This is a genomic window from Vibrio sp. F13 (assembly GCF_020806305.2).
GTDB lineage: Bacteria > Pseudomonadota > Gammaproteobacteria > Enterobacterales > Vibrionaceae > Vibrio > Vibrio crassostreae_C.
Genome location: NZ_CP170175.1, coordinates 2119503 through 2139544 on the forward strand (window position 1 = coordinate 2119503; position 20042 = coordinate 2139544).

A 20042-nucleotide genomic window follows, 5' to 3' on the forward strand; every position below is an offset into this window, starting at 1 on the left:
CCAATTAAACATGATAAGAAAAACTTTACCAGTTCTGATTGGCACTCTATTGTCATCGACGCTCGCTTTCGCTGACGTTTCCCTTGAAATCAAAGGGCTAGATGGAGCGCTTGAGGATAATGTTGATGCTTATCTGAGTGCGATCCCTGAAGAAGAGTATTCGGTTTCACTAAGATTCCAATCCCGCTTGGAATCTATGATTAAAGAAGCCCTGAATGCGTTAGGCTACTACCACCCTAAAATCACATTTACTCACTCCGAAGATGATACCGAAATGACCGTTACGGTTGAGCCGGGAGAGCCTGTTGTTATTTATACTTCAGATATCGTTCTAACTGGTGAAGCCAAGGATGACCCAGACTTTTTAGCCTTGATAGCGAAGAGTAGCTTGTCTAAAGGTTCGACTCTGAATCATGGTAATTATGACTCTTTGAAATCGTCGATCCGCAACCTTGGCTTAGCGAAAGGCTACTTCGATGGTGCTTATGATCTTAGTAAGCTAGAAGTCGCTCCTGAATTGAACCGCGCTTATGTTCGTCTTCATTATAACAGTGGTATCCGCTATCACTTTGGTACTACTCAGGTTACTGGTAGCCAGATAGAAGAAGATAAGGTGCAGTCACTTAAACCATTTGAGGATGGCGAACCTTACTCAATCACCAAAGTCGGTGAGTACAACCAAAACCTGTCCAATACGGATTGGTTCTCCTCGGTATTTGTTGAACCAGATTTAAGCCAGTTAGGCGAAGGCCGAGAGATCCCGATGAAGGTTAGCCTTGCTCCGCAAGCTCGTAACCAAATCGAAACGGGTATCGGTGTATCCACCGACCTTGGCGTAAAAGGCACTCTGAAGTGGAAAAAACCTTGGGTTAATGAACAAGGCCATAGCTTCAATAGCAGCCTGTCGATTTCTAAACCTGAACAGACGATTACCGCTACCTATAAAATCCCTCTGGATGACGTGCTGAACGACTACTATCAAGTTAAGTACGGTATGAAAAACTTGGATAATCGTGATACCAAGAGTTTGGAGTCAAACTTAGCGCTAGAAAGATATTGGCGACTGGATAACGGTTGGCAACGCACGGTCTTCATTCGATACTTGGTCGAAAACTATGAGCAAGGTTTGCAGGATGATTTAGCGCAATTTGTGCTGCCGGGTATCTCTTTCTCACGCACTCGAACGCGAGGCGGTTCGATGCCGATGTGGGGCGATAAACAAACCATTATGGTTGAAGCGGGTGATGATACCTTGTTATCTGAAACTAAGGTTGTTCGTTTTCAAGGTCAAACCGCTTGGATTCGAAGCATTGGCGACAATCACCGAGGCTTAACTCGACTTCAATTTGGCGGCAACTTTGCCGACGAGTTTGATAAGCTATCTCCCTCCCTAAGATTCTTTGCTGGTGGTGACAATAGCATTCGTGGTTATGGTTATGAGTCGATCTCTCCTCGAGATGAAAGTGGCGCACTAACGGGTGCCAAATTCATTGCAACCAGCTCGTTTGAATACCAATACCGCTTGGTTGGAAACTGGTGGGGCGCAGCATTCTACGACATTGGTGATGCCTTCAATGATAAACCTGAATGGAAACATGGTACCGGCGTCGGGGTTCGTTGGGCGTCGCCCGTCGGCCCTGTGAGCTTAGATTTTGCTTGGGGTCTAGATGCAGCAAAAGGTGATGAGTTCCAGTTACACTTTAGTTTAGGGCCAGAATTATGATCAAAGTGATGGGCAAGTGCATCAAGTGGACGTCGATCTCATTGACGTCTATTTTGCTGTTGTTGATAGCCTTGCTAGGTTTTGTTTTGTTCACCAATCCAGGGTTGAACACTGTGTTGTGGGGCGCTGAAAAAGCGTTGCCACAGCTTAAAGTGGAAAGCACTAAAGGGGCTCTGTTCCCGAGCTTTACGCTTAATAATGTTCAGTTTAAAGATGAGAGCCTGCATATAGACACCAAAGTTCAAAAGCTGAACTTGGCGATTAATCCTCGCTGTCTGCTCGACCCTAAGTTGTGTGTCGATCGTTTAGCGATTCAAGGATTGGACTTCGCATTTACTGAACTGCCTCCGGCCTCTACAGAAGAAACAGAACCTACTCCGCCCGTAACATCGGTAAAAACACCGTTGCCAATTGTGATCAACCGTATCGCTTTGTCTGATATCAAGTTAAATATCTTGGGACATGAAATTGAATGGAGCCTGTTCTCTACGGCTTTGAGTATGCAGGGAGAAACGCTGACGGTATCGCCAACCTTATTCAATGATCTGAAGGTTAAGCTTGCTGAGTCGACAGAAGAACCGCAAACAGAAACAGTAGAGCCAGAATCAACCGCTAAAACTGCGATCGAGCTGCCTGAAGTCTGGATTCCTTTACAGGTTGTACTGGAGCGTTTTGACCTCAACCGTTTCACCTTAGAACAAGAAACCCCAATTGTGGTGAACCATCTTGGGCTAGAAGCTCGAGCAGGTAAACATACGGTAGATGTTTCTACTCTAGAGCTCGATATGCCACAAGCAAGCGCTAACCTTGCGGCTAAGGTTGAGCTTAAAGGTGGCTATCCGTTAGATCTTTCTTTAGATGCTTTGGTGAAAGAAACCGACCTCGCTGGTCAGAAGCTATCGCTGAAAGCACAAGGTAGCGTGGCCAAATTAAGCCTAGAGTCTCAGTTTTCTGAATTGATTGAGGCAAAACTGTCTGGGGATATTCAACCCTTAGAGCCAACTCTGCCATTTGACCTTCTTTTGGATGGAGGTAAAGCGCAATGGCCTCTTACTGGTAAAAGTGACTACCAAGCTGCAATTGAGAAATTCAAAGCCGATGGCTCATTAGATGGTTTTAATGTGCAGCTCAAAGGCGAAGCGGATGGTAAGGAAATTCCGGCCTTAACAATAGACCTGCAAGGCAAAGGCACCACGGAACAAATTGAACTTGAACGTTTGAAACTGAATACCTTGGGTGGAGAACTAAATGGTGTGGTCAAAGCGAACTGGAAGAGTCTCGTTAACTGGCAAGCTGACGTGACACTTAAAGACATTCAGCCGGGCCTGCAATGGCCAGAAGCCGAGGGTAACATTAGCGGAAGCATCGTCACCTCGGGTGAGTTGACGGAAGCGGGCGGCTGGGCGATTGAATTGCCTAAACTGGATATTGAAGGGATCTTACGAGAATATCCTCTCGATATCGAAGGTCAGTTGTCAGCGTCGGATCGCAGCGCGAACGGTGAACCAAAGCTGAAAACCAGCGGTTTGAGTTTGGCTCATGGTGTTAACTCGATTAAGGCACAGGGGCAACTTGATAAGCAGTGGGACATGGGCGTTGAGATCTTCTTCCCTGAGCTTGCAAAAAGTAGTTCTGAGCTGAAAGGTAGAGTGATCGGTAGCATCCAACTTAGTGGCCCAACGAAAGAGCCTGAAGTCGATCTTGCTTTAAATGTTGATAAGGTCGATTGGAATAACGAAGCAACACTAGAATCCTTGTCGCTTAATGGCTCTTTGGTTCCTCTGCCATTACCTGAAGCCCAAGCCGATCTTGTACTCAAAGCTAAGAACTTAACCTATCAAGATCAAAACGTGGAAAGTATTGATCTCACGGTGAGTGGTGGTGAGAAGAAACACACAGTGACACTTGATGTGATATCCGACATCGTGTCGACAAGTTTGGCCATCTCTGGAGAGTTGATTCAAAAGCCTTCTATTATTTGGGATGGGTCGTTAGACCGCGTCAAAATAACCACTCAGCAAGGTCCTTGGGTATTAGATCAACCTGTCGCGATAAAGGCGGATGTCGATAAACAGTTTGCCGATGTTCAAGCGCACTGTTGGAAGCAATCTGGTTCGAGTGTGTGTTTGGATGAAGACGTTCGTGTCGGTAAATCGGGTGAGGCCAAGGTGGCCATCAATCAATTCGATTTCGAGCAGATTAAAGCCTTTGTGCCTAAAGAGACGCAATTGCAGGGCTTAGTCAATGCGACCGCTCATGCTAAGTGGTCTGAACAAGGTGAACCTGAGGTTACGGTAAGTGTTGATATGCCGAAAGGTCAGGTTGTTCAACAAGTTGGTGAGCTAATTACACTGGGTTGGGAAAGTATTGCATTGAATGCCCAGCTGAAAGATAACAAATTGGATGCCGATTTTAAGCTGGATGTTTCCGACAATGGTGACCTGTCTGGTACGGTGTCGTTACCGGATATTCTTGCCGAAGACAAAATGGTCGATGCGGCAATTAAGCTGACCACGTTCCATCTTGATTTCTTACAACCAATTCTAGGTGAATACAGCTTATTGAAAGCCGACCTTGAGAGTGATCTTCAAGTTAAAGGCTCTCTGATGCACCCTCAAGTCTTTGGTCAATTCTCTGTTGATGGTATTCAAGTCAAAGGCGATGTTACGCCTGTTGATGTGAAAGATGGCCGCATCGACCTCGACTTTGATGGTTATAGTGCAAAACTGGATGCGAATGTCGAAACACCTGATGGTCACCTTGATATTGAGGGAACCGGAGATTGGCAAGATCTTAAAGCATGGCATTCGAACGTTAGAGTTTTCGCTGATGAGTTGATGGTTGATATCCCACCGATGGTTAAGGTGAAGGTCGTACCTGATATGACTATTGATGTCACACCAGATCTGGCGAAAATCACCGGTGATATTGCATTACCATGGGGACGAATTGTTGTTGAAGATTTACCACCGTCAGCGGTTGGCGTCTCTTCTGATCAGGTTATTTTGAATAAAGATCTAGAGCCAGAAAACGAAGATACGATTCCATTCAATGTGATGACGAATATTAATATCTCCATTGGTGATGACTTTAAACTGTCTGCCTTCGGTCTTGAAGGTGATTTGGTCGGTAAGCTCAACGTGGCTCAAAAAGACCAAGGTCCATTTATTACAGGTGAAGTGAACATCGTCGATGGTACTTATCAATCATTCGGGCAAGACCTCTTGATCGAAGAGGGTAAGATCCTAATGAATGGACCACCGGATCAGCCATACGTAGCCATCAACGCGATTCGTAATCCTGATAATACTCAGGATGACGTGACCGCTGGTATTCGAGTGACTGGCCCTGCGACAGAGCCTACCATCGAGATTTATTCTGACCCAGCGATGCCACAAGCGAACGCACTGTCTTATATTTTGCGTGGCCAAGATATCGACGGTGAGTCGAGCGGTTCGATGACAACGACTTTAATCGGTTTGAGTTTAGCGAAGAGTGGTAAGGTTGTTGGTGAAATCGGTGAAGCCTTTGGTGTAAAGGACTTGCAACTGGATACTGCAGGCTCTGGCGATGACTCTCAAGTGACGGTAAGTGGTTACATCCTGCCTGGCTTACAGGTGAAGTATGGTGTGGGTATCTTTAACTCGTTAGGTGAGTTTACCGTTCGTTATAGATTGATGCAGGATCTCTATGTTGAAGCTGTTTCTGGCCTAGACAGTGCTGTGGATCTTCTCTATCAATTTGAGTTCGAGTAGAGCCGTATGGGAGGGCATATGCAGCATCTTGTTTTTGTCTATGGAACCTTGAGGCAAGGTCAGTCCAATCACCATTATTTGCAGGGCTGCGATTTATTAGGGCAGTTTGATACACCTAAGGAATACGCACTTTTTGATTTAGGTGCCTATCCGGCGATGATTTTGGGAAAGAAAAGTGTCGCTGGTGAGGTCTATATCATTAACGACGAAATTTTAGAGTCGCTCGATCGGCTAGAAGATGTTCCTGTTGAGTATCGTCGCGAGCAAATAGAGACTATATTTGGATTAGCATGGGTATATTTGTATCAGCTTGATCTAACAGCTAATAAAGAAATACTTTCGGGTAACTGGTGTCAGCGGAACAATGATTCCTAACTAGTTAATCACCTTACGAGACAACAAAAAGCCAGCACTGAGGTGCTGGCTTTTTAATAGCGTTAGTTTGAGAATGAAATGAGAGGGTTACTCAGGGTTCAGCTCAAGAAACTCTTCTACTTTGCGAACCATGTTTGTTGAGCCAACAAAGAAAGGTACACGTTGGTGCAGCTCAGTTGGTTTGATATCCATGATACGTTGAGCACCGTCTGAAGCGATGCCGCCCGCTTGTTCCATAAGGAAAGCAATTGGGTTGCACTCGTAAAGCAGACGCAGTTTACCTTGAGGGTGACTTTGCGTGCTTGGGTACAAGTAGATGCCGCCTTTCAAAAGGTTACGGTGGAAATCTGATACTAGAGAACCGATGTAACGTGATGTATAAGGGCGGTTGTCGCTTGGCTCATTTTCTTGGCAGTACTTGATGTACTTCTTAACACCGGTTGGGAAGCGGATGTAGTTACCTTCGTTGATCGAGTAGATCTTGCCTTCGTCTGGAATCATCATGTTTTCATGAGATAGACAGAAAGTACCCAGAGATGGATCGTAGGTGAAACCATTTACGCCAGCACCAGTTGTGTATACAAGCATGGTTGAAGAACCGTAAATCACGTAACCCGCGGCTACTTGCTTGTGTCCGGGCTGTAAGAAATCTTCTTGTGTTGGTGGTGTACCGATCGGTGATACTCGACGGTAGATAGAGAAAATTGTACCAACCGATACATTTACATCGATGTTTGATGAGCCATCTAGTGGATCCATCAGTACAACGTATTTTGCGTTTTTGTTGAGCTCTTTATTGAAGGCGACAGCTTCGTCTTCTTCTTCACTTGCAACACCACAAACTTGGTCACGGGCTTCTAGAGCCGCTTTAAATTTGTCGTTCGCGTAAAGGTCTAGCTTTTGCTGCTCTTCACCTTGCACGTTGTCTGTACCAACAGCGCCAGTGATGTCGACTAGGCCAGCCTTGTTGATCTCACGGTTAACAATTTTTGCAGCAAGTCGAATAGACGACAAAAGGGATGATAGATCACCGCTTGCATGGGGGAAGTCACTCTGTTTCTCAACAATGAACTCACCAAGGGTGCGCATCTCAGACATGTTATTTCCTTAAACTTCTCTCAATATTAGGGGGGATTTGAGCACTGTAGATTCGGCCTCTTGAGTGGGCTTTATTCATCTAGACGCTTACCTAAATTCTAAAGGTTAGATCTTTTTAATGGTAATGAACTAAGCGACACAGATCTCACTTACTATGTCGACTCAATTTGTTTTGCATTGCCGCTCGCTTTTAATCGCCATTTAATGATAATGAGTGCAAGCCGTTTTAATTAGGCACTGTTTATTTAGCCAAGCGTTTGGAAGCAATTTATGCATATTCATATCTTAGGAATTTGTGGCACCTTCATGGGTGGTGCTGCGGTATTGGCTCGTCAATTAGGTCACAAGGTTACGGGTAGTGACGCGAATGTTTACCCACCAATGAGCACCTTGTTGGAATCACAAGGGATTGAAATTATTGAAGGGTTCGACCCTAGCCAATTAGAACCAAGGCCAGATCTCGTGGTTATCGGTAACGTAATGAGCCGCGGTAATCCGTGTGTTGAGTATGTGTTGGATAACAACCTTAGATACACCTCTGGTCCTCAGTGGTTGCAAGAGTTCTTACTGCATGACCGTTGGGTGTTAGCGGTATCGGGAACGCACGGTAAGACCACGACATCAAGCATGTTGGCTTGGATCTTGGAAGACTGTGGCTATGCACCGGGCTTCTTAGTTGGCGGAGTGTTGGGTAACTTTGGTATCTCTGCTCGCCTTGGTGAAAGCATGTTCTTCGTGGTAGAAGCCGACGAATACGACAGTGCTTTTTTCGATAAACGATCTAAGTTCGTTCATTACCACCCAAGAACCTTAGTGATGAATAACCTAGAGTTTGATCATGCGGACATCTTTGACGATCTTGAAGCGATTAAGCGACAATTTCATCATTTGGTGCGTACTGTGCCAAGCAATGGTCGCATTTTCTCACCTAAGCAAGACAGCGCTATTGAAGATGTTCTAGCTCGCGGTTGCTGGAGTGAAACTGAATCGAGTGGCGAGCAAGGCGACTGGGATGCCAAGAAACTGGTCAAAGATGGCTCTCAATTTGAGGTTTACTTCCAAAATGAATGTGTTGGAACCGTAAATTGGGATTTAGTGGGCGACCACAACGTAAATAATGCTTTGATGGCGATTGCAGCTGCACGTCATGTGGGCGTGACACCTGACCTTGCTTGTGAATCACTAGCTACCTTTATTAATACTAAGCGCCGTTTGGAGTTTAAAGGCGAGGTGGCAGGTGTGTCTGTTTATGACGATTTTGCTCATCATCCAACGGCGATTGAACTTACGCTCGGGGGATTACGTAATAAGGTCGACACTAAGAAAATCATTGCCGTTTTAGAGCCTCGTTCTGCCACCATGAAACGTGGTGTGCACAAAGAAATACTGGCTGATTCGTTGAAGCAGGCGGATTCTACCTACTTATTCCAACCGGATAACATTGATTGGTCAGTTCAAGATGTTGCAGACGCTTGTCACCAACCGGCACACGTGAGTGATGACATGGATGCATTCGTTGCTAAAATTGTCTCAGAGGCACAAGCTGGCGACCAAATTTTGGTAATGAGTAATGGTGGCTTTGGTGGCATTCATCAAAAACTGTTGGATGGATTGGCACTCAAAGGCTAACGGCATCCACGACCTTATAATTTGAAGTAATTGAGAACATGACAAAACACGATAAAGCGATAACCCTTGCTTTCACTGGCGCATCTGGTGCGCCTTATGGCCTGCGTTTACTTGAATGCCTTTTGGCAGCCGACTATCAGGTCTACTTGCTGATTTCATCGGCAGCGCGAGTGGTATTGGCGACCGAGCATGAACTTAAGTTACCTGCTGGGCCAGATGCGGCGAAACAAGCTTTGGTTAAACATCTTGGCTGCGACCCTGAAAAGCTGGTGGTGTGTGGCAAAGATGATTGGTTCTCGCCGGTTGCCTCTGGTTCAGCTGCACCGAAGCAGATGGTCGTTTGCCCATGTTCCGCGGGAAGCTTGGCTTCGATTGCACATGGATTGTCTGATAACCTGATTGAGCGAGCAGCAGACGTAGTCATGAAAGAGCGAGGACAGCTGTTGTTGGTGGTTCGTGAGACGCCATTTTCGACGCTTCATCTAGAGAACATGCATAAGCTTTCGACCATGGGCGTGACGATCATGCCTGCAGCCCCGGGTTTTTATCATCAACCTAAGTCAATTGAAGAACTGGTCGACTTTATGGTGGCGCGTATTCTAGATCACCTTGGTATCGAACAAGGTTTAGTGCCACGTTGGGGTTACGATCAACGTAATTGATCCAAACTTGATAGCTTATTGTTAAAAATCAAATTACAATTCTGAACACTCATCGGGGAGCGAACCATTCAAATAATGAATGCGAGCTGAGATCAAGCAGGTGCTTGGGACCCGTAAACCTGAACCAGATAATGCTGGCGTAGGAATTGAGTTAGGAACAACCTCTACCGTTCTCCTCCCTCAAACCTGTGCCGCTCAGACCATGGAGAGCGTCCAGTGAAATTCACATTAACTACCCTTGCTGTTACTACAGCTATTTCTTTTTCTGCCTTTGCTGCAGACAACACTTTGACTGTATACACCTATGACTCTTTTGCTGCGGATTGGGGCCCTCGTCCTGCCGTTGAAAAAGCATTCGAAGAGAAGTGTGGTTGTGATGTGAACTTTGTCGCGCTTGAAGATGGCGTGTCTATTCTTAACCGCTTGCGTCTCGAAGGCGGCAACAGCAAAGCTGACATCGTATTAGGCCTAGACAACAACCTAATGGCTGAAGCGAAAGCGACGGGCTTATTGGCTGAGCATAATGTTGATACGTCATCGGTAACGCTTCCTAATGGTTGGAACGACAGCACTTTTGTACCCTATGACTTTGGCTACTTTGCTTTTGTTTACAATAAAGAGAAACTGGAAAACCCGCCGAAGAGCTTGAAAGAACTGGTTGAGCAGCGTGATGATCTTAAGGTCATCTACCAAGATCCACGTACATCAACACCAGGCCAAGGCATGATGCTTTGGATGAAATCAGTATACGGTGATGAAGCGACAGCAGCATGGAAGAAGCTTGCTCAGAAAACAGTGACTGTAACCAAAGGCTGGTCTGAAGCTTACTCAATGTTCCTAGAAGGCGAGTCGGATTTAGTCTTGTCTTACACAACGTCTCCTGCTTACCACATTATTGCTGAGAGCGATTCTAAGTACGCAGCGGCAAGCTTTGAAGAAGGGCATTACACTCAAGTGGAAGTGGCTGCCAAGGTTAAAGGCAGTAAGAACGAGAAACTTGCTGATGAGTTTATGGCGTTTATCCTAAGTGATGAATTCCAAACGGCGATGCCAACAGGTAACTGGATGTACCCAGTGACGGATGTTGAGTTACCAAAAGGGTTTGAGCAACTTACGGTTCCTCAGAAAGCGCTGAGCTTTAGCTCAGAAGAGATCGCCGAGAAGCGTAAGCCATGGATTCGTGAATGGCAGAGTGCACTTACTTTTTAATTTGCTTTTAAAAAATTAGCTTTCTAACTTTCTGTATTTAAAGGTTTGTTCGATGTTAACTGAGCGAACCATTTACGGTAAAAAACAATCTATGATAAAGAAAACACCTAAGGTTGGGATTTGGGTAGCGATACTCATTACTGCCTTCGTGGTTTCAGCAGTTGGGGCATTGCTTAGCAATGCCCCTTCTCTTGATATCAGCCAAGTATGGTCCGATCCTTACTATTGGCATGTAACGAAATTCAGCTTTTATCAAGCGACACTCTCAACAGTGCTGAGTGTTGGCTTTGCTATACCTATTGCTCATGCGCTGTGTCGTAGGCAATTTTTTGGACGCGCTTTGTTGTTAAGGCTGTTCGCGTCGACCTTAGTCCTGCCTGTGTTAGTGGGCGTATTTGGCTTACTTGCGATCTATGGCAATAGTGGTTGGTTAGCTAAGTTTTTGGCGAGCTTCGATATTGAATTGCCATTTTCCATATACGGATTGAATGGTATTTTGCTGGCGCACGTTTTCTTTAACTTGCCTTATGCCAGTCGCTTACTTTTACAAGCGTTAGATACCGTGCCTGCCGAGCAACACAAGCTTTGTGCTCATTTGGGTATGAGTCATTGGAACAAATTCAGATGGGTTGAATGGCCACGTTTAAGACAGCAATTGCCTCATGTGTGTGGCTTAGTCTTCATGCTGTGTTTTACCAGCTTTGCTACCGTGATGGCACTAGGCGGTGGACCTAAATCAACCACTATCGAACTCGCTATTTATCAGGCGATTAAATTCGACTTTGACCTTCAAGCTGGTGCCTTGCTCGCGATATGGCAAATGCTGCTGTGTGGTGTGCTAGCAGTGAGCATTCAACGGCTATCGAAACCTATTTCAGTGACGGCCAGTCAGTTGTCTGAAGAGAAATATTTGGTTAAGGACAGCTGGTGGTCAAAAGCTTGGGATAGCTTTTGGATCATAATAGTCTCAATGCTGGTATTGCCGCCATTAGCTATGGTTATCGTCAGTGGAATTAACTCGCAGGCATTAACCGTACTCAGCAGCGAGCCGTTTTGGGCGGCGTTAATTACCTCGGTTAAAGTCGCGTCATTAGCAAGTGTTATCGCAGTTGGTATTGGTATCGCCATACTGCTGACTAGCCGAGCATGGCGTTTACAGAACAAGAATTTTCGAGCCGATAAAATCGAGCTGATTGGCACTATTATCTTAGTGACTCCGGGGCTGGTGATCAGTACGGGGATCTTCTTATTACTGCGTTCATTCACCGATGTCTTTAGTTTAGCTTTCTTTATCGTGATTGCCGTCAACAGCTTAATGGCGCTGCCTTACGTAATTAAAACCCTAGCTCAACCTATGCTGCATTTGTCTCAGCAGTATCAGTATGTGTGTGCAAGCTTGGGAATGACAGGTTTCACGCGTTTTAGGTTAGTGGAGTGGCGAGCACTGCGTAAGCCGATGGCGCAAGCCTTCTCGATTAGCTTTATGTTGGCGATGGGTGACTTAAGCGCGATTGCTTTGTTTGGTAGCCAAGATTTTAGAACTCTGCCTTTGTACCTATTCCAATTGTTAGGCAGTTATCAAATGGAAGCTGCGGCGGTAGTTTCTGTGAGCTTACTGTTACTGAGTGTCGGCAGTTTTAGCTTAATAGAATTCTTATTTACTCGAAGATCTAAGCTCGATGCTAAAGAATTAAGGAACCGATGATGTTAGTGATGAAAGATGTGGATTACCATTATCACAGAGAGTTGTTTAGCTTTGATTTTCAAGCTGAGCAGGGCGATATTGTTGCGCTTATGGGGCCGAGTGGTGCGGGTAAGTCTACACTGTTGGCGCTAGTTGCTGGTTTCATCGAGCCTACATCGGGTGAGATATCAGTGGCTGGGCAGTCGCTTATTGGTAAAGAAGCACATCAGCGTCCGTTGGCGATGTTGTTTCAAGAGCACAACCTGTTTGCCCATCTCACGGTACGTGAAAATATTGGTTTAGGTCTGCACCCGGGATTAAAGCTTACGGCAACCCAAAAGCTCAAAGTTGAGCAAGCAGCCGCACAAGTAGGTGTTGCAGAGTATTTGGATAGATTGCCTGAGCACTTATCCGGTGGTCAACGCCAGCGTGTCGCGTTAGCGCGTTGTTTTGTCCAACCTCATGATATTTGGCTGCTTGATGAACCTTTCTCTGCGCTTGACCCTTTGCTGCGTGAAGAGATGCTTAGCTTAGTGAAGCGATTAGCGGCAGAGCGAAATATTACGGTCTTGATGGTGACTCACCATTTAGGTGACGCACGCAGTATCGCGAATAAGTTTGTGTTTGTGGCGCTAGGTAAGGTGTTGGTTGAAGACTCGATAGAGGCACTGACGGCGGATCATCCACAGACAGAATTAAGCTCATTTGTTAAAGCGGGTGAGTGACGACTCATCACTCCTGTGAGTATTTATTGATATTGAGTGCTTCTTGATATCGAGTGCGTCAAAAACAAAAAGACCTAGCATGCGCTAGGTCTTTTATTGTCTTACAGAATAAAGCGACAAAGATTAGTCTTCTAGCTTTAGCTCTTTTAAGATTTGGAAGATTTCACGAGAAGCCTTTGCTGGCTTGTTCGCTGATTTCTCTTTGTTAGCTTGGCGAGCTAGCTGACGAAGACGCTGACGGTCTGCTTCAGGGTACATGTCCATGACTTCTGAAATGGCAGCATCGCCTTCAGCAACAACGCGATCACGCAGTTGCTCAAGCTTGTGCAGTTCAGCGGTTGCTTGCGAGTGCTTGTTACGTACTTTATCCAAAGCCGCTTGAATTGGCTCAGGATCAACATTGCGCATTACTTTACCAATGTATTGAAGTTGACGGCGCTTCGCTTCATTTTTAAAGCGTTGTGCATCTTTAATCGCTTGTGCCAAATCTTCAGACAGAGGAAACTTGTCTAATACAGAAGGCTTCAGGGAAACAAGTTCTTCCCCCAGTTTTTGTAGCGCTTCCATGTCGGTTTTCATTTCTGTCTTACTTACCCAGATGATTTCTTCTTCTGGTTCCCATGGGGCTTTTTGGTTTTTGCGAGCCATCTTTTCTGCCTATGTCACTATCTCAAACGAATATATTGCCTATTTTAGCAAGAATCTTGGGGAGAAAGCGAAATTCTTGTTATCCTACGTAATATTGACCTACAAAATTAGAATAGATATGGATGTAAAACAGCAAGTCGCCCAGCAAAGAGTTGAGCTAGAAGCCGCAGTAGCAAAAGCGTTGGACATGGCCTCTGTGAGTGCCGACGCCGCTGAAGTTGCTATTACTAAGTCAACGGGTTTAAGTGTTTCAACACGTATGTGTGAAGTGGAAAACGTTGAATTTAATAGTGATGGTGCACTTGGTATTACTGTTTATCGCGGCCAGAAAAAAGGCAGCGCATCTACATCTGACCTGAGTGAGAAGGCGATTGCTCAAACGGTAGCAGCCGCGCTTGATATCGCTCAGTACACATCTGAAGACCCGTTTTCAGGTCCTGCAGCAAAAGAATACATGGTAAAAGAAATTCCAGACTTGGATCTTTTCCACCCTGACGAGCCTAACCCTGACTATGCCGCTGAGATTGCGATTGCAGCTGAGAAGCAAGCGCTCGCTTATAGCGATAAGATCAAACAGAGTGATGGCGCGAGCTACGACAGTCACTACGGTGTTAAGGTTTACGGTAACAGTCATGGCTTACTAGCCAGCTACGCTTCAAGCCGTCATAGCACGAGCTGCTGCGTGATTGGACAAGGCGCTAATGGTGAAATGGAACGTGACTACAGCTACACCGTTGCACGTCACCGTGACGAACTGTGGACGCCTGAGCGTGTAGGTCAGGAAGCTGCAGAAAAGACGATTAGCCGTTTGGATGCGAAAAAGCTACCAACAGGCCAATATCCAATTATGTTCGCTAACGATGTTGCGACAGGTCTTATCGGTCACCTTGTGATGGCGATCAGTGGCGGCAACCTTTACCGTAAGTCATCTTTCTTATTGGATCATTTAGGTCAGAAAATCCTACCTGATTGGTTCAATATCTCTGAGCGTCCTCACATCCTACGTGGTTTGGCTTCAAGCCCATTTGATAGCGAAGGTGTGTTCACTCAAGATCGTGAAATCATCACTGACGGTGTGCTAGCAACTTACCTACTAACGAGCTATGCCGCACGTAAGATGGATATGACGCCAACCGGTCATGCTGGTGGTATTCATAACTGGTTCGTTAAATCGACCGGTCAAAACTTTGAGCAGATGCTAAAAGAGTTGGGTACTGGCTTCCTAGTCACTGAAGTGATGGGCCAAGGCGTAAACACCGTAACGGGTGATTATTCACGTGGCGCTGCAGGTTTCTGGGTTGAAAACGGAGAGATCCAATACCCAGTATCAGAAGTAACAATCGCAGGTAACCTAAAAGACATGTTTACTCAGATTGTTGCGGTTGGTAATGACGTAGAAACACGTTCGCAAATTCAAACGGGTTCTATCTTGCTTGAGTCAATGAAAGTCGCAGGCGAGTAATTCAATTAACACTAATTGATTGAATTAAAAAAGGGAGCCAATGGCTCCCTTTTTGTTTTCTGTATGTCGCCAAAAATTGGCTAGCTGCTTCTGCTAACTAGATCAGTATGGTCGCTAAGCCTAGGAACACCGATAGGCCAATAACATCGGTTACTGTGGTCAGTGCCATACCGCCAGCAAGGGCTGGATCGATATTCATCTTCTTCAACATCACTGGGATAGTTACACCAGCAATACCTGCGACAATCAAGTTGGTCATCATCGCCGCTGAGATGATGCCTCCCAGTATCCAGTTACCTTTCCAAGCCACCACGATACCACCAATGATAACGGCCCATAGAACGCCGTTTAGGAAGCCGATGGCTGCCTCTTTGAGTAGCAGTTCGCGTTTGTTACTGTCACCGATATGACCGAGTGCCAAACCACGAATCACCAGAGCAACGGTTTGGTTACCCGCAACACCCCCCATCGAAGGCACGATAGTCATCAGAACCGCAATCGCTGCCATTTGATCGAGCGTTGCTTCAAACATGTTTGATACAGATGCTGCCGCCAGTGCTGCGAGTACGTTAGCACCAAGCCACACACTACGACGACGAGCAGATTTTACGACCGGTGCGAAGGTATCTTCGTCATCGTCCATACCCGCCATACTCATCATTGAGTGTTCGGCATCTTCACGGATAACATCAACCACGTCATCGATGGTGATACGACCAACAAGGTGCTGGTTACTATCGATGACAGGCGCAGAAACCCAGTTACGACGTTCAAACAGGCTCGCGATATCTGACGCACTGGTTTCTACCGCGATCGCTTCGTCGGCATCATCCATCACTTCTGAAACAGGGACATCAGGTTGAGTCGTTACTAGCGTGGTAAGTGATAGGTTACCGATAAGACGTTCTTCTTCATCAATAACATACAGAGCATCAGTTGCATCTGGCAGTTCGCCACGCATACGCATGTAGCGCAATACAACGTCGACATCGACATCACCACGAATCGTGATTACGTCGGTATTCATGATCGCACCCGCTGAATCTTCAGGGTACGACAGGGCGGTTTCAACTAACGCACGATCGACGGAGTCCATTTGAGAAAGGACTTCGCGAGAAACATCGTCGGGTAGGCTTCGAAGTACGTACGCGACGTCATCGGTTTCCATGCCTTCGGTTGCTTCTGCCAAGGTCTCAGGTGCCATTTTTGACACAAGAGCATCTTTGACGTCTTCGTTTAGTTCATCAAGAATTTCACCGTAGTCTTCAGGATCGGTGAGTTGCCAGAGTACGTCACGACTTTTGCGAGGGGAGGCTTCTAAAAGGTGTGCAATATCTTCAGGCTCCATGTCCTGAAGTTGTCGGCGTACGTGAACAAATCGGCCGTTTTCTAGGGCTTCGCTGACTTCTTGGAGGGTTTGGTGAGCTTGGTCGAATTCTAATTGCTCTGCCATATTTTCCTCCTATCTCATTATTCTTACAATGCTTGGAATAGTAACTTAATTCTAGGGCTTATTTAAATCATAAACTTAGGTAGAACTAAGATTTAATATAGGTTGGTTCACCGTTTGAGTTTGCGGTGTTGTGAGTAAAGCGTCTTAGCTACTCACCCTCATCAAATTTATCTTCGATAAGGTGGCAAACGGCATCAAGTGCTTGTTGTGAATCAGTACCCGAAGCTTGAATCGTGATGTGTTGGCCTTGGGCTGACTCCAGCATCAATAGTCCCATTACGCTGTCTGCGGTGGCACTTTTATCTTCTTCACTATGAATTGTGATAGTGGCATCAAAGCTTTGTGCAAGCTCAACCAACTTTACGGCCGCTCTAGCGTGAAGACCCAAACGGTTTTGGATCAGTACAGTTCGAGTTAATTCCATGGTTAGCCCTGTTGGTGCGTCTCTAAAGAGGCATGTCTGATTTGAACTTGATGACCAAGTTGTTCGAAGTACTCACCAATTTTCTGGGTTAGATAAACCGAGCGGTGTTTGCCGCCAGTACAGCCAATCGCGACCGTTAGGTAACTGCGATTGTTCTTCTCTAACATTGGTAACCACTGTTCAACAAAGCCTTGGATCTGTTGCTTGAGTTCCAGAACTTCTGAGTGTTCTTCTAGAAAGGAGTGAATTGGTGCATCTAGCCCGGTTAGTGGTCGTAGTGCAGGTTCCCAGTGAGGGTTCGGCAAAAAGCGAACATCAAACACGTAGTCGGCATCACTTGGCAAGCCATACTTAAAACCGAAAGATTGAAAGACGATGATCAGCTCTTGCTTCCCTTTGCCTTCAACTTTAAATCGAACCTTTTCACTCAATTCGTAGAGGTTGCAGTCACTGCTGTCGATCACAATGCTGGCGTGCTCTGCGAGAGGTGTCAGAAGTGTCTTCTCTAAATCAATCGCTTGCTCAAGAGAGAGCTTTTCTTGGCCAATTGATAAAGGGTGGATTCTGCGGGTTTCGCTGTAGCGCTTAAGGAGTGTCTGCTTGCTGGCATCGAGGAACAATACATCAACATCGATGTTTGTAGCTGACTCGAGTTGCTCGAGCGTGTCGGTGACTAACTGAGGCTCTTTCGGTAGGTTACGTATATCAATACTTACCGCAACGTTTTGGTTGCTTTCGCGTACCGATTCGACAAAGTTGTTGAGCAGGTTTACTGGTAGATTATCGACACAGTAATACCCCAAGTCTTCTAGGACTCGTAACGCAACACTTTTACCGGCCCCTGATTGGCCACTAACCACGATTAATCGCATGTTATTGCTCGCAAGTTGGCACTTGAATCATGATGTCGTAAAGCTCTTGATCGCTCTGAGCATTACGCAGCTGTTTAAGAGTCTGCTTGTCGTTTAGTCGTTCTGCCATACAAGAAAGGGTTTTTAGATGCTCTTTGCATTGTTCGCTAGGAACAAGCAGGGCAAATAGTAGGTCGACAGGACGATTATCAATCGCATCAAATTCGATAGGATCTTGGCATTGCAGTAATACAGCTATCGCTTTATCACTGACATTCATACGAGCATGGGGAATCGCGATACCATTACCAATACCGGTACTGCCCATCTTCTCACGGCTCAACATACACTCAAATAGCTCTGTTGAATCTTGACCGCAGCTCTCAGCTGCTATCTGGCTGATGAGCTCAAGGGCTCTTTTTTTGCTTGTGCATTGGACTGCACTTTTGGTGCAGTCCAATGAAAGTACTTCGCTTAATTGCATGTTAGTGACTACTTAGCTTTTCTTTGTGCTTGTTGAGTTGGCGGACGAGTTTATCAACCAATGAATCAATCGCGGCATACATGCTTTCATCTGTTGCTGTCGCATGGATTTCCCCCTGATTTATATGCAGGGTAGCTTCTGCGATTTGATTGATTTTCTCAACTTTTAAAACAACCTGAACGCTATTGATATGATCAAAGAAGCGCTCAAGTTTGTCGAATTTGGTGTGAACATAGTCTTGCATTGAATCGGTAAGATCAACGTGATGGCCTTGAATCTTGATTTGCATAGACTTTCCTTTTCAGTTGGTTGCCTGATCATAGTTGCTAAGTAACTAGCGACTAAATGAGCTTATAGCAGGCGTTTACGCTGACTCGATGGGGCAATGCCCAGAGACTCACGGTATTTCGCTATGGTACGTCTAGCTACCTGAATTCCTTGGTCAGCCAGTAAAGCAGCAATCTTACTATCACTTAGAGGCTTCGCGGTATTTTCCGCTGCGACAAGCTTCTTGATGAGTGCGCGAATTGCTGTAGATGAACATTCACCGCCATTGTCAGTGCTGACATGGCTTGAGAAAAAGTATTTGAGCTCGAAGATGCCACGTGGCGTATGCATGAATTTTTGAGTCGTCACACGAGAGATCGTGGATTCGTGCATATCAACAGCTAACGCAACATCATTAAGAACCATTGGCTTCATCGCTTCTTCGCCATGTTCGAAGAAATCACGCTGATGTTCAACAATGCATCGCGCAACTTTGAGTAGCGTCTCATTTCGGCTCTCTAGGCTTTTAATTAACCACTTTGCTTCTTGCAAATTTGAGCGGATGTATTGATTGTCGGCGCTGTTGCCTTTACTGCCCAGATCAGCGTACTGCTGATTCACTTTCAACTTAGGCACGCTATCAGGGTTAATGGTCACTAACCATTTGCCAAGGTCTTTGAAGACAGATACATCTGGAACCACATACTCAGTTTCATCCGGAGTAATCTTACTGCCAGGACGAGGGTCCAGCTGTTGAATCAGTTGCAAAACTTCACGTAGTTCTGCTTCTTTCAACTTGGTCTCTTTGATAACCAGTTTGTAATCGCGATTGCCGAGTTGGTCGATATGGCTAGTAAGTACTAACTTAGCTTCGTTAAGCCAAGGCGTATCTTGGGGAAAGGTTGCCAGTTGCAGTAACAAGCAATCTTGCAGGTTGACTGAACCGACACCTAGCGGATCAAACTGCTGAATTCGTTTACGTACCGCTTCAATTTCATCAAGCTCGATCTCTTCATTGTCGAAGTTTTCAAGGATGTCTTCACAAGTTACAGTGAGGTAGCCGTAGTCGTCGATGGCATCGATTAATGCAAAAGCGATGCTTCGGTCGGTGTCAGTGAATGGCGTTAAGTCGAGTTGCCAAAGTAGGTAATCGTGCAGGCTTTGAGTGGTTTCGCCTTGATAAACCGGCATGTCGTCATCAATCGCAATACCCGTGTTACCGGTGTTCGCGCTGTAGACGTCTTCCCAAGTTGTGTCGATTTCTAGTTCGTTGCCAATCTCTGATTTTTCGATTAAGTCTGAGCTATCAGGTAAGTCTTGCTCTGTGGCTTCAACAGTTTCTTTTTCGTCACTGCTAGGTTTTTCTTCCGATGTTGGCGTATCTTCATTGCCTTCTTCGACATCGAGTAGTGGGTTAGATTCAAGTGCTTCTTGAATCTCTTGCTGCAAATCTAAAGTAGACAATTGCAACAAACGAATCGCTTGCTGCAATTGAGGAGTCATTGCTAACTGTTGGCCTAGCTTAAGTTGTAATGAGGGTTTCATTCAGTGTGACTTACCTAGTTATTATTCTTAGAACTCTCGATACTCTCT

At 45.7% G+C, this 20042-nt stretch carries 17 protein-coding genes and 1 riboswitch; of the genes, 9 read left to right on the plus strand and 8 right to left on the minus strand.

Annotated elements, in window-relative coordinates:
- Positions 1-10: 10 nt before the first annotated feature.
- The 3 genes from LMH68_RS09795 to LMH68_RS09805 are packed head-to-tail and all read left to right on the plus strand — an operon-like array spanning position 11 to position 5853.
- Positions 11-1723 carry an autotransporter assembly complex protein TamA gene (locus LMH68_RS09795; RefSeq protein WP_065584316.1) on the plus strand — a complete coding sequence of 571 codons (1713 nt, stop codon included), beginning with the start codon at positions 11-13 and terminating at the stop codon, positions 1721-1723.
- The gene (locus LMH68_RS09800; protein WP_229647436.1) at positions 1720-5478 is read left to right on the plus strand and encodes a translocation/assembly module TamB domain-containing protein; all 3759 of its coding nucleotides are present in this window, start codon (positions 1720-1722) and stop codon (positions 5476-5478) included. The genes LMH68_RS09795 and LMH68_RS09800 overlap by 4 nt, the downstream gene beginning before the upstream one ends.
- Positions 5479-5496: 18 nt before the next feature.
- Positions 5497-5853 carry a gamma-glutamylcyclotransferase gene (locus LMH68_RS09805; RefSeq protein ID WP_017069403.1) on the plus strand — a complete coding sequence of 119 codons (357 nt, stop codon included), beginning with the start codon at positions 5497-5499 and terminating at the stop codon, positions 5851-5853.
- An 87-nt stretch (positions 5854-5940) separates the two neighbouring features.
- Here the strand turns inward: LMH68_RS09805 and fbp are convergent, their stop codons facing one another.
- A complete protein-coding gene (gene fbp / locus LMH68_RS09810) occupies positions 5941-6951 on the minus strand; it encodes a class 1 fructose-bisphosphatase (protein ID WP_017633404.1) in 1011 nt (336 codons plus the stop codon).
- 270 nt (positions 6952-7221) lie between these two features.
- Between fbp and mpl the strand changes: the two genes are divergently transcribed.
- The 5 genes from mpl (at position 7222) to thiQ (ending at position 12860) form a co-directional block, all read left to right on the plus strand.
- Positions 7222-8580, plus strand: coding sequence for a UDP-N-acetylmuramate:L-alanyl-gamma-D-glutamyl-meso-diaminopimelate ligase (gene mpl, locus LMH68_RS09815; RefSeq protein ID WP_229647437.1), 1359 nt, complete (start codon positions 7222-7224; stop codon positions 8578-8580).
- Positions 8581-8618: 38 nt separating this feature from the next.
- On the plus strand, positions 8619-9242 hold the full coding sequence (locus LMH68_RS09820) for a flavin prenyltransferase UbiX (RefSeq protein WP_017058905.1): 624 nt from the start codon (positions 8619-8621) through the stop codon (positions 9240-9242).
- 43 nt (positions 9243-9285) lie between these two features.
- Positions 9286-9405: riboswitch (TPP riboswitch) on the plus strand.
- A 53-nt stretch (positions 9406-9458) separates the two neighbouring features.
- Positions 9459-10451: a thiamine ABC transporter substrate binding subunit gene (gene thiB / locus LMH68_RS09825; protein ID WP_229647438.1), complete on the plus strand. Its 993-nt coding sequence runs from the start codon at positions 9459-9461 to the stop codon at positions 10449-10451.
- Between the two features lie 91 nt (positions 10452-10542).
- The gene (gene thiP, locus LMH68_RS09830) at positions 10543-12156 is read left to right on the plus strand and encodes a thiamine/thiamine pyrophosphate ABC transporter permease ThiP (RefSeq protein ID WP_136973684.1); all 1614 of its coding nucleotides are present in this window, start codon (positions 10543-10545) and stop codon (positions 12154-12156) included.
- On the plus strand, positions 12156-12860 hold the full coding sequence (gene thiQ / locus LMH68_RS09835) for a thiamine ABC transporter ATP-binding protein (RefSeq protein ID WP_017058908.1): 705 nt from the start codon (positions 12156-12158) through the stop codon (positions 12858-12860). Before thiP ends, thiQ begins: the two co-directional genes overlap by 1 nt.
- A gap of 123 nt (positions 12861-12983) precedes the next feature.
- On the opposite strand, the gene yjgA is transcribed toward thiQ, so the two are convergent.
- Positions 12984-13508, minus strand: a complete 525-nt coding sequence (gene yjgA, locus LMH68_RS09840; RefSeq protein WP_017069408.1) for a ribosome biogenesis factor YjgA — start codon at positions 13506-13508, stop codon at positions 12984-12986.
- 118 nt (positions 13509-13626) lie between these two features.
- Between yjgA and pmbA the strand changes: the two genes are divergently transcribed.
- Entirely contained in the window at positions 13627-14970 is a 1344-nt protein-coding gene (gene pmbA / locus LMH68_RS09845) for a metalloprotease PmbA (RefSeq protein ID WP_171733234.1), read from the plus strand.
- A 97-nt stretch (positions 14971-15067) separates the two neighbouring features.
- Here pmbA and mgtE read toward each other — a convergent pair whose 3' ends face one another.
- The 6 genes from mgtE to LMH68_RS09875 all read right to left on the minus strand — a co-directional run bounded on the left by mgtE (position 15068) and on the right by LMH68_RS09875 (position 19994).
- Positions 15068-16423, minus strand: coding sequence for a magnesium transporter (mgtE, locus tag LMH68_RS09850; protein WP_017058911.1), 1356 nt, complete (start codon positions 16421-16423; stop codon positions 15068-15070).
- A 148-nt stretch (positions 16424-16571) separates the two neighbouring features.
- A complete protein-coding gene (locus tag LMH68_RS09855; RefSeq protein ID WP_008220439.1) occupies positions 16572-16847 on the minus strand; it encodes an HPr family phosphocarrier protein in 276 nt (91 codons plus the stop codon).
- 2 nt (positions 16848-16849) lie between these two features.
- Positions 16850-17719, minus strand: a complete 870-nt coding sequence (gene rapZ / locus LMH68_RS09860) for an RNase adapter RapZ (RefSeq protein WP_229647439.1) — start codon at positions 17717-17719, stop codon at positions 16850-16852.
- A 1-nt stretch (position 17720) separates the two neighbouring features.
- Positions 17721-18182 carry a PTS IIA-like nitrogen regulatory protein PtsN gene (gene ptsN / locus LMH68_RS09865; protein ID WP_004738707.1) on the minus strand — a complete coding sequence of 154 codons (462 nt, stop codon included), beginning with the start codon at positions 18180-18182 and terminating at the stop codon, positions 17721-17723.
- Position 18183: 1 nt separating this feature from the next.
- Entirely contained in the window at positions 18184-18471 is a 288-nt protein-coding gene (hpf, locus tag LMH68_RS09870) for a ribosome hibernation promoting factor (protein ID WP_229647440.1), read from the minus strand.
- A gap of 62 nt (positions 18472-18533) precedes the next feature.
- Positions 18534-19994, minus strand: a complete 1461-nt coding sequence (locus LMH68_RS09875; RefSeq protein ID WP_017058913.1) for an RNA polymerase factor sigma-54 — start codon at positions 19992-19994, stop codon at positions 18534-18536.
- Positions 19995-20042: the final 48 nt, after the last annotated feature.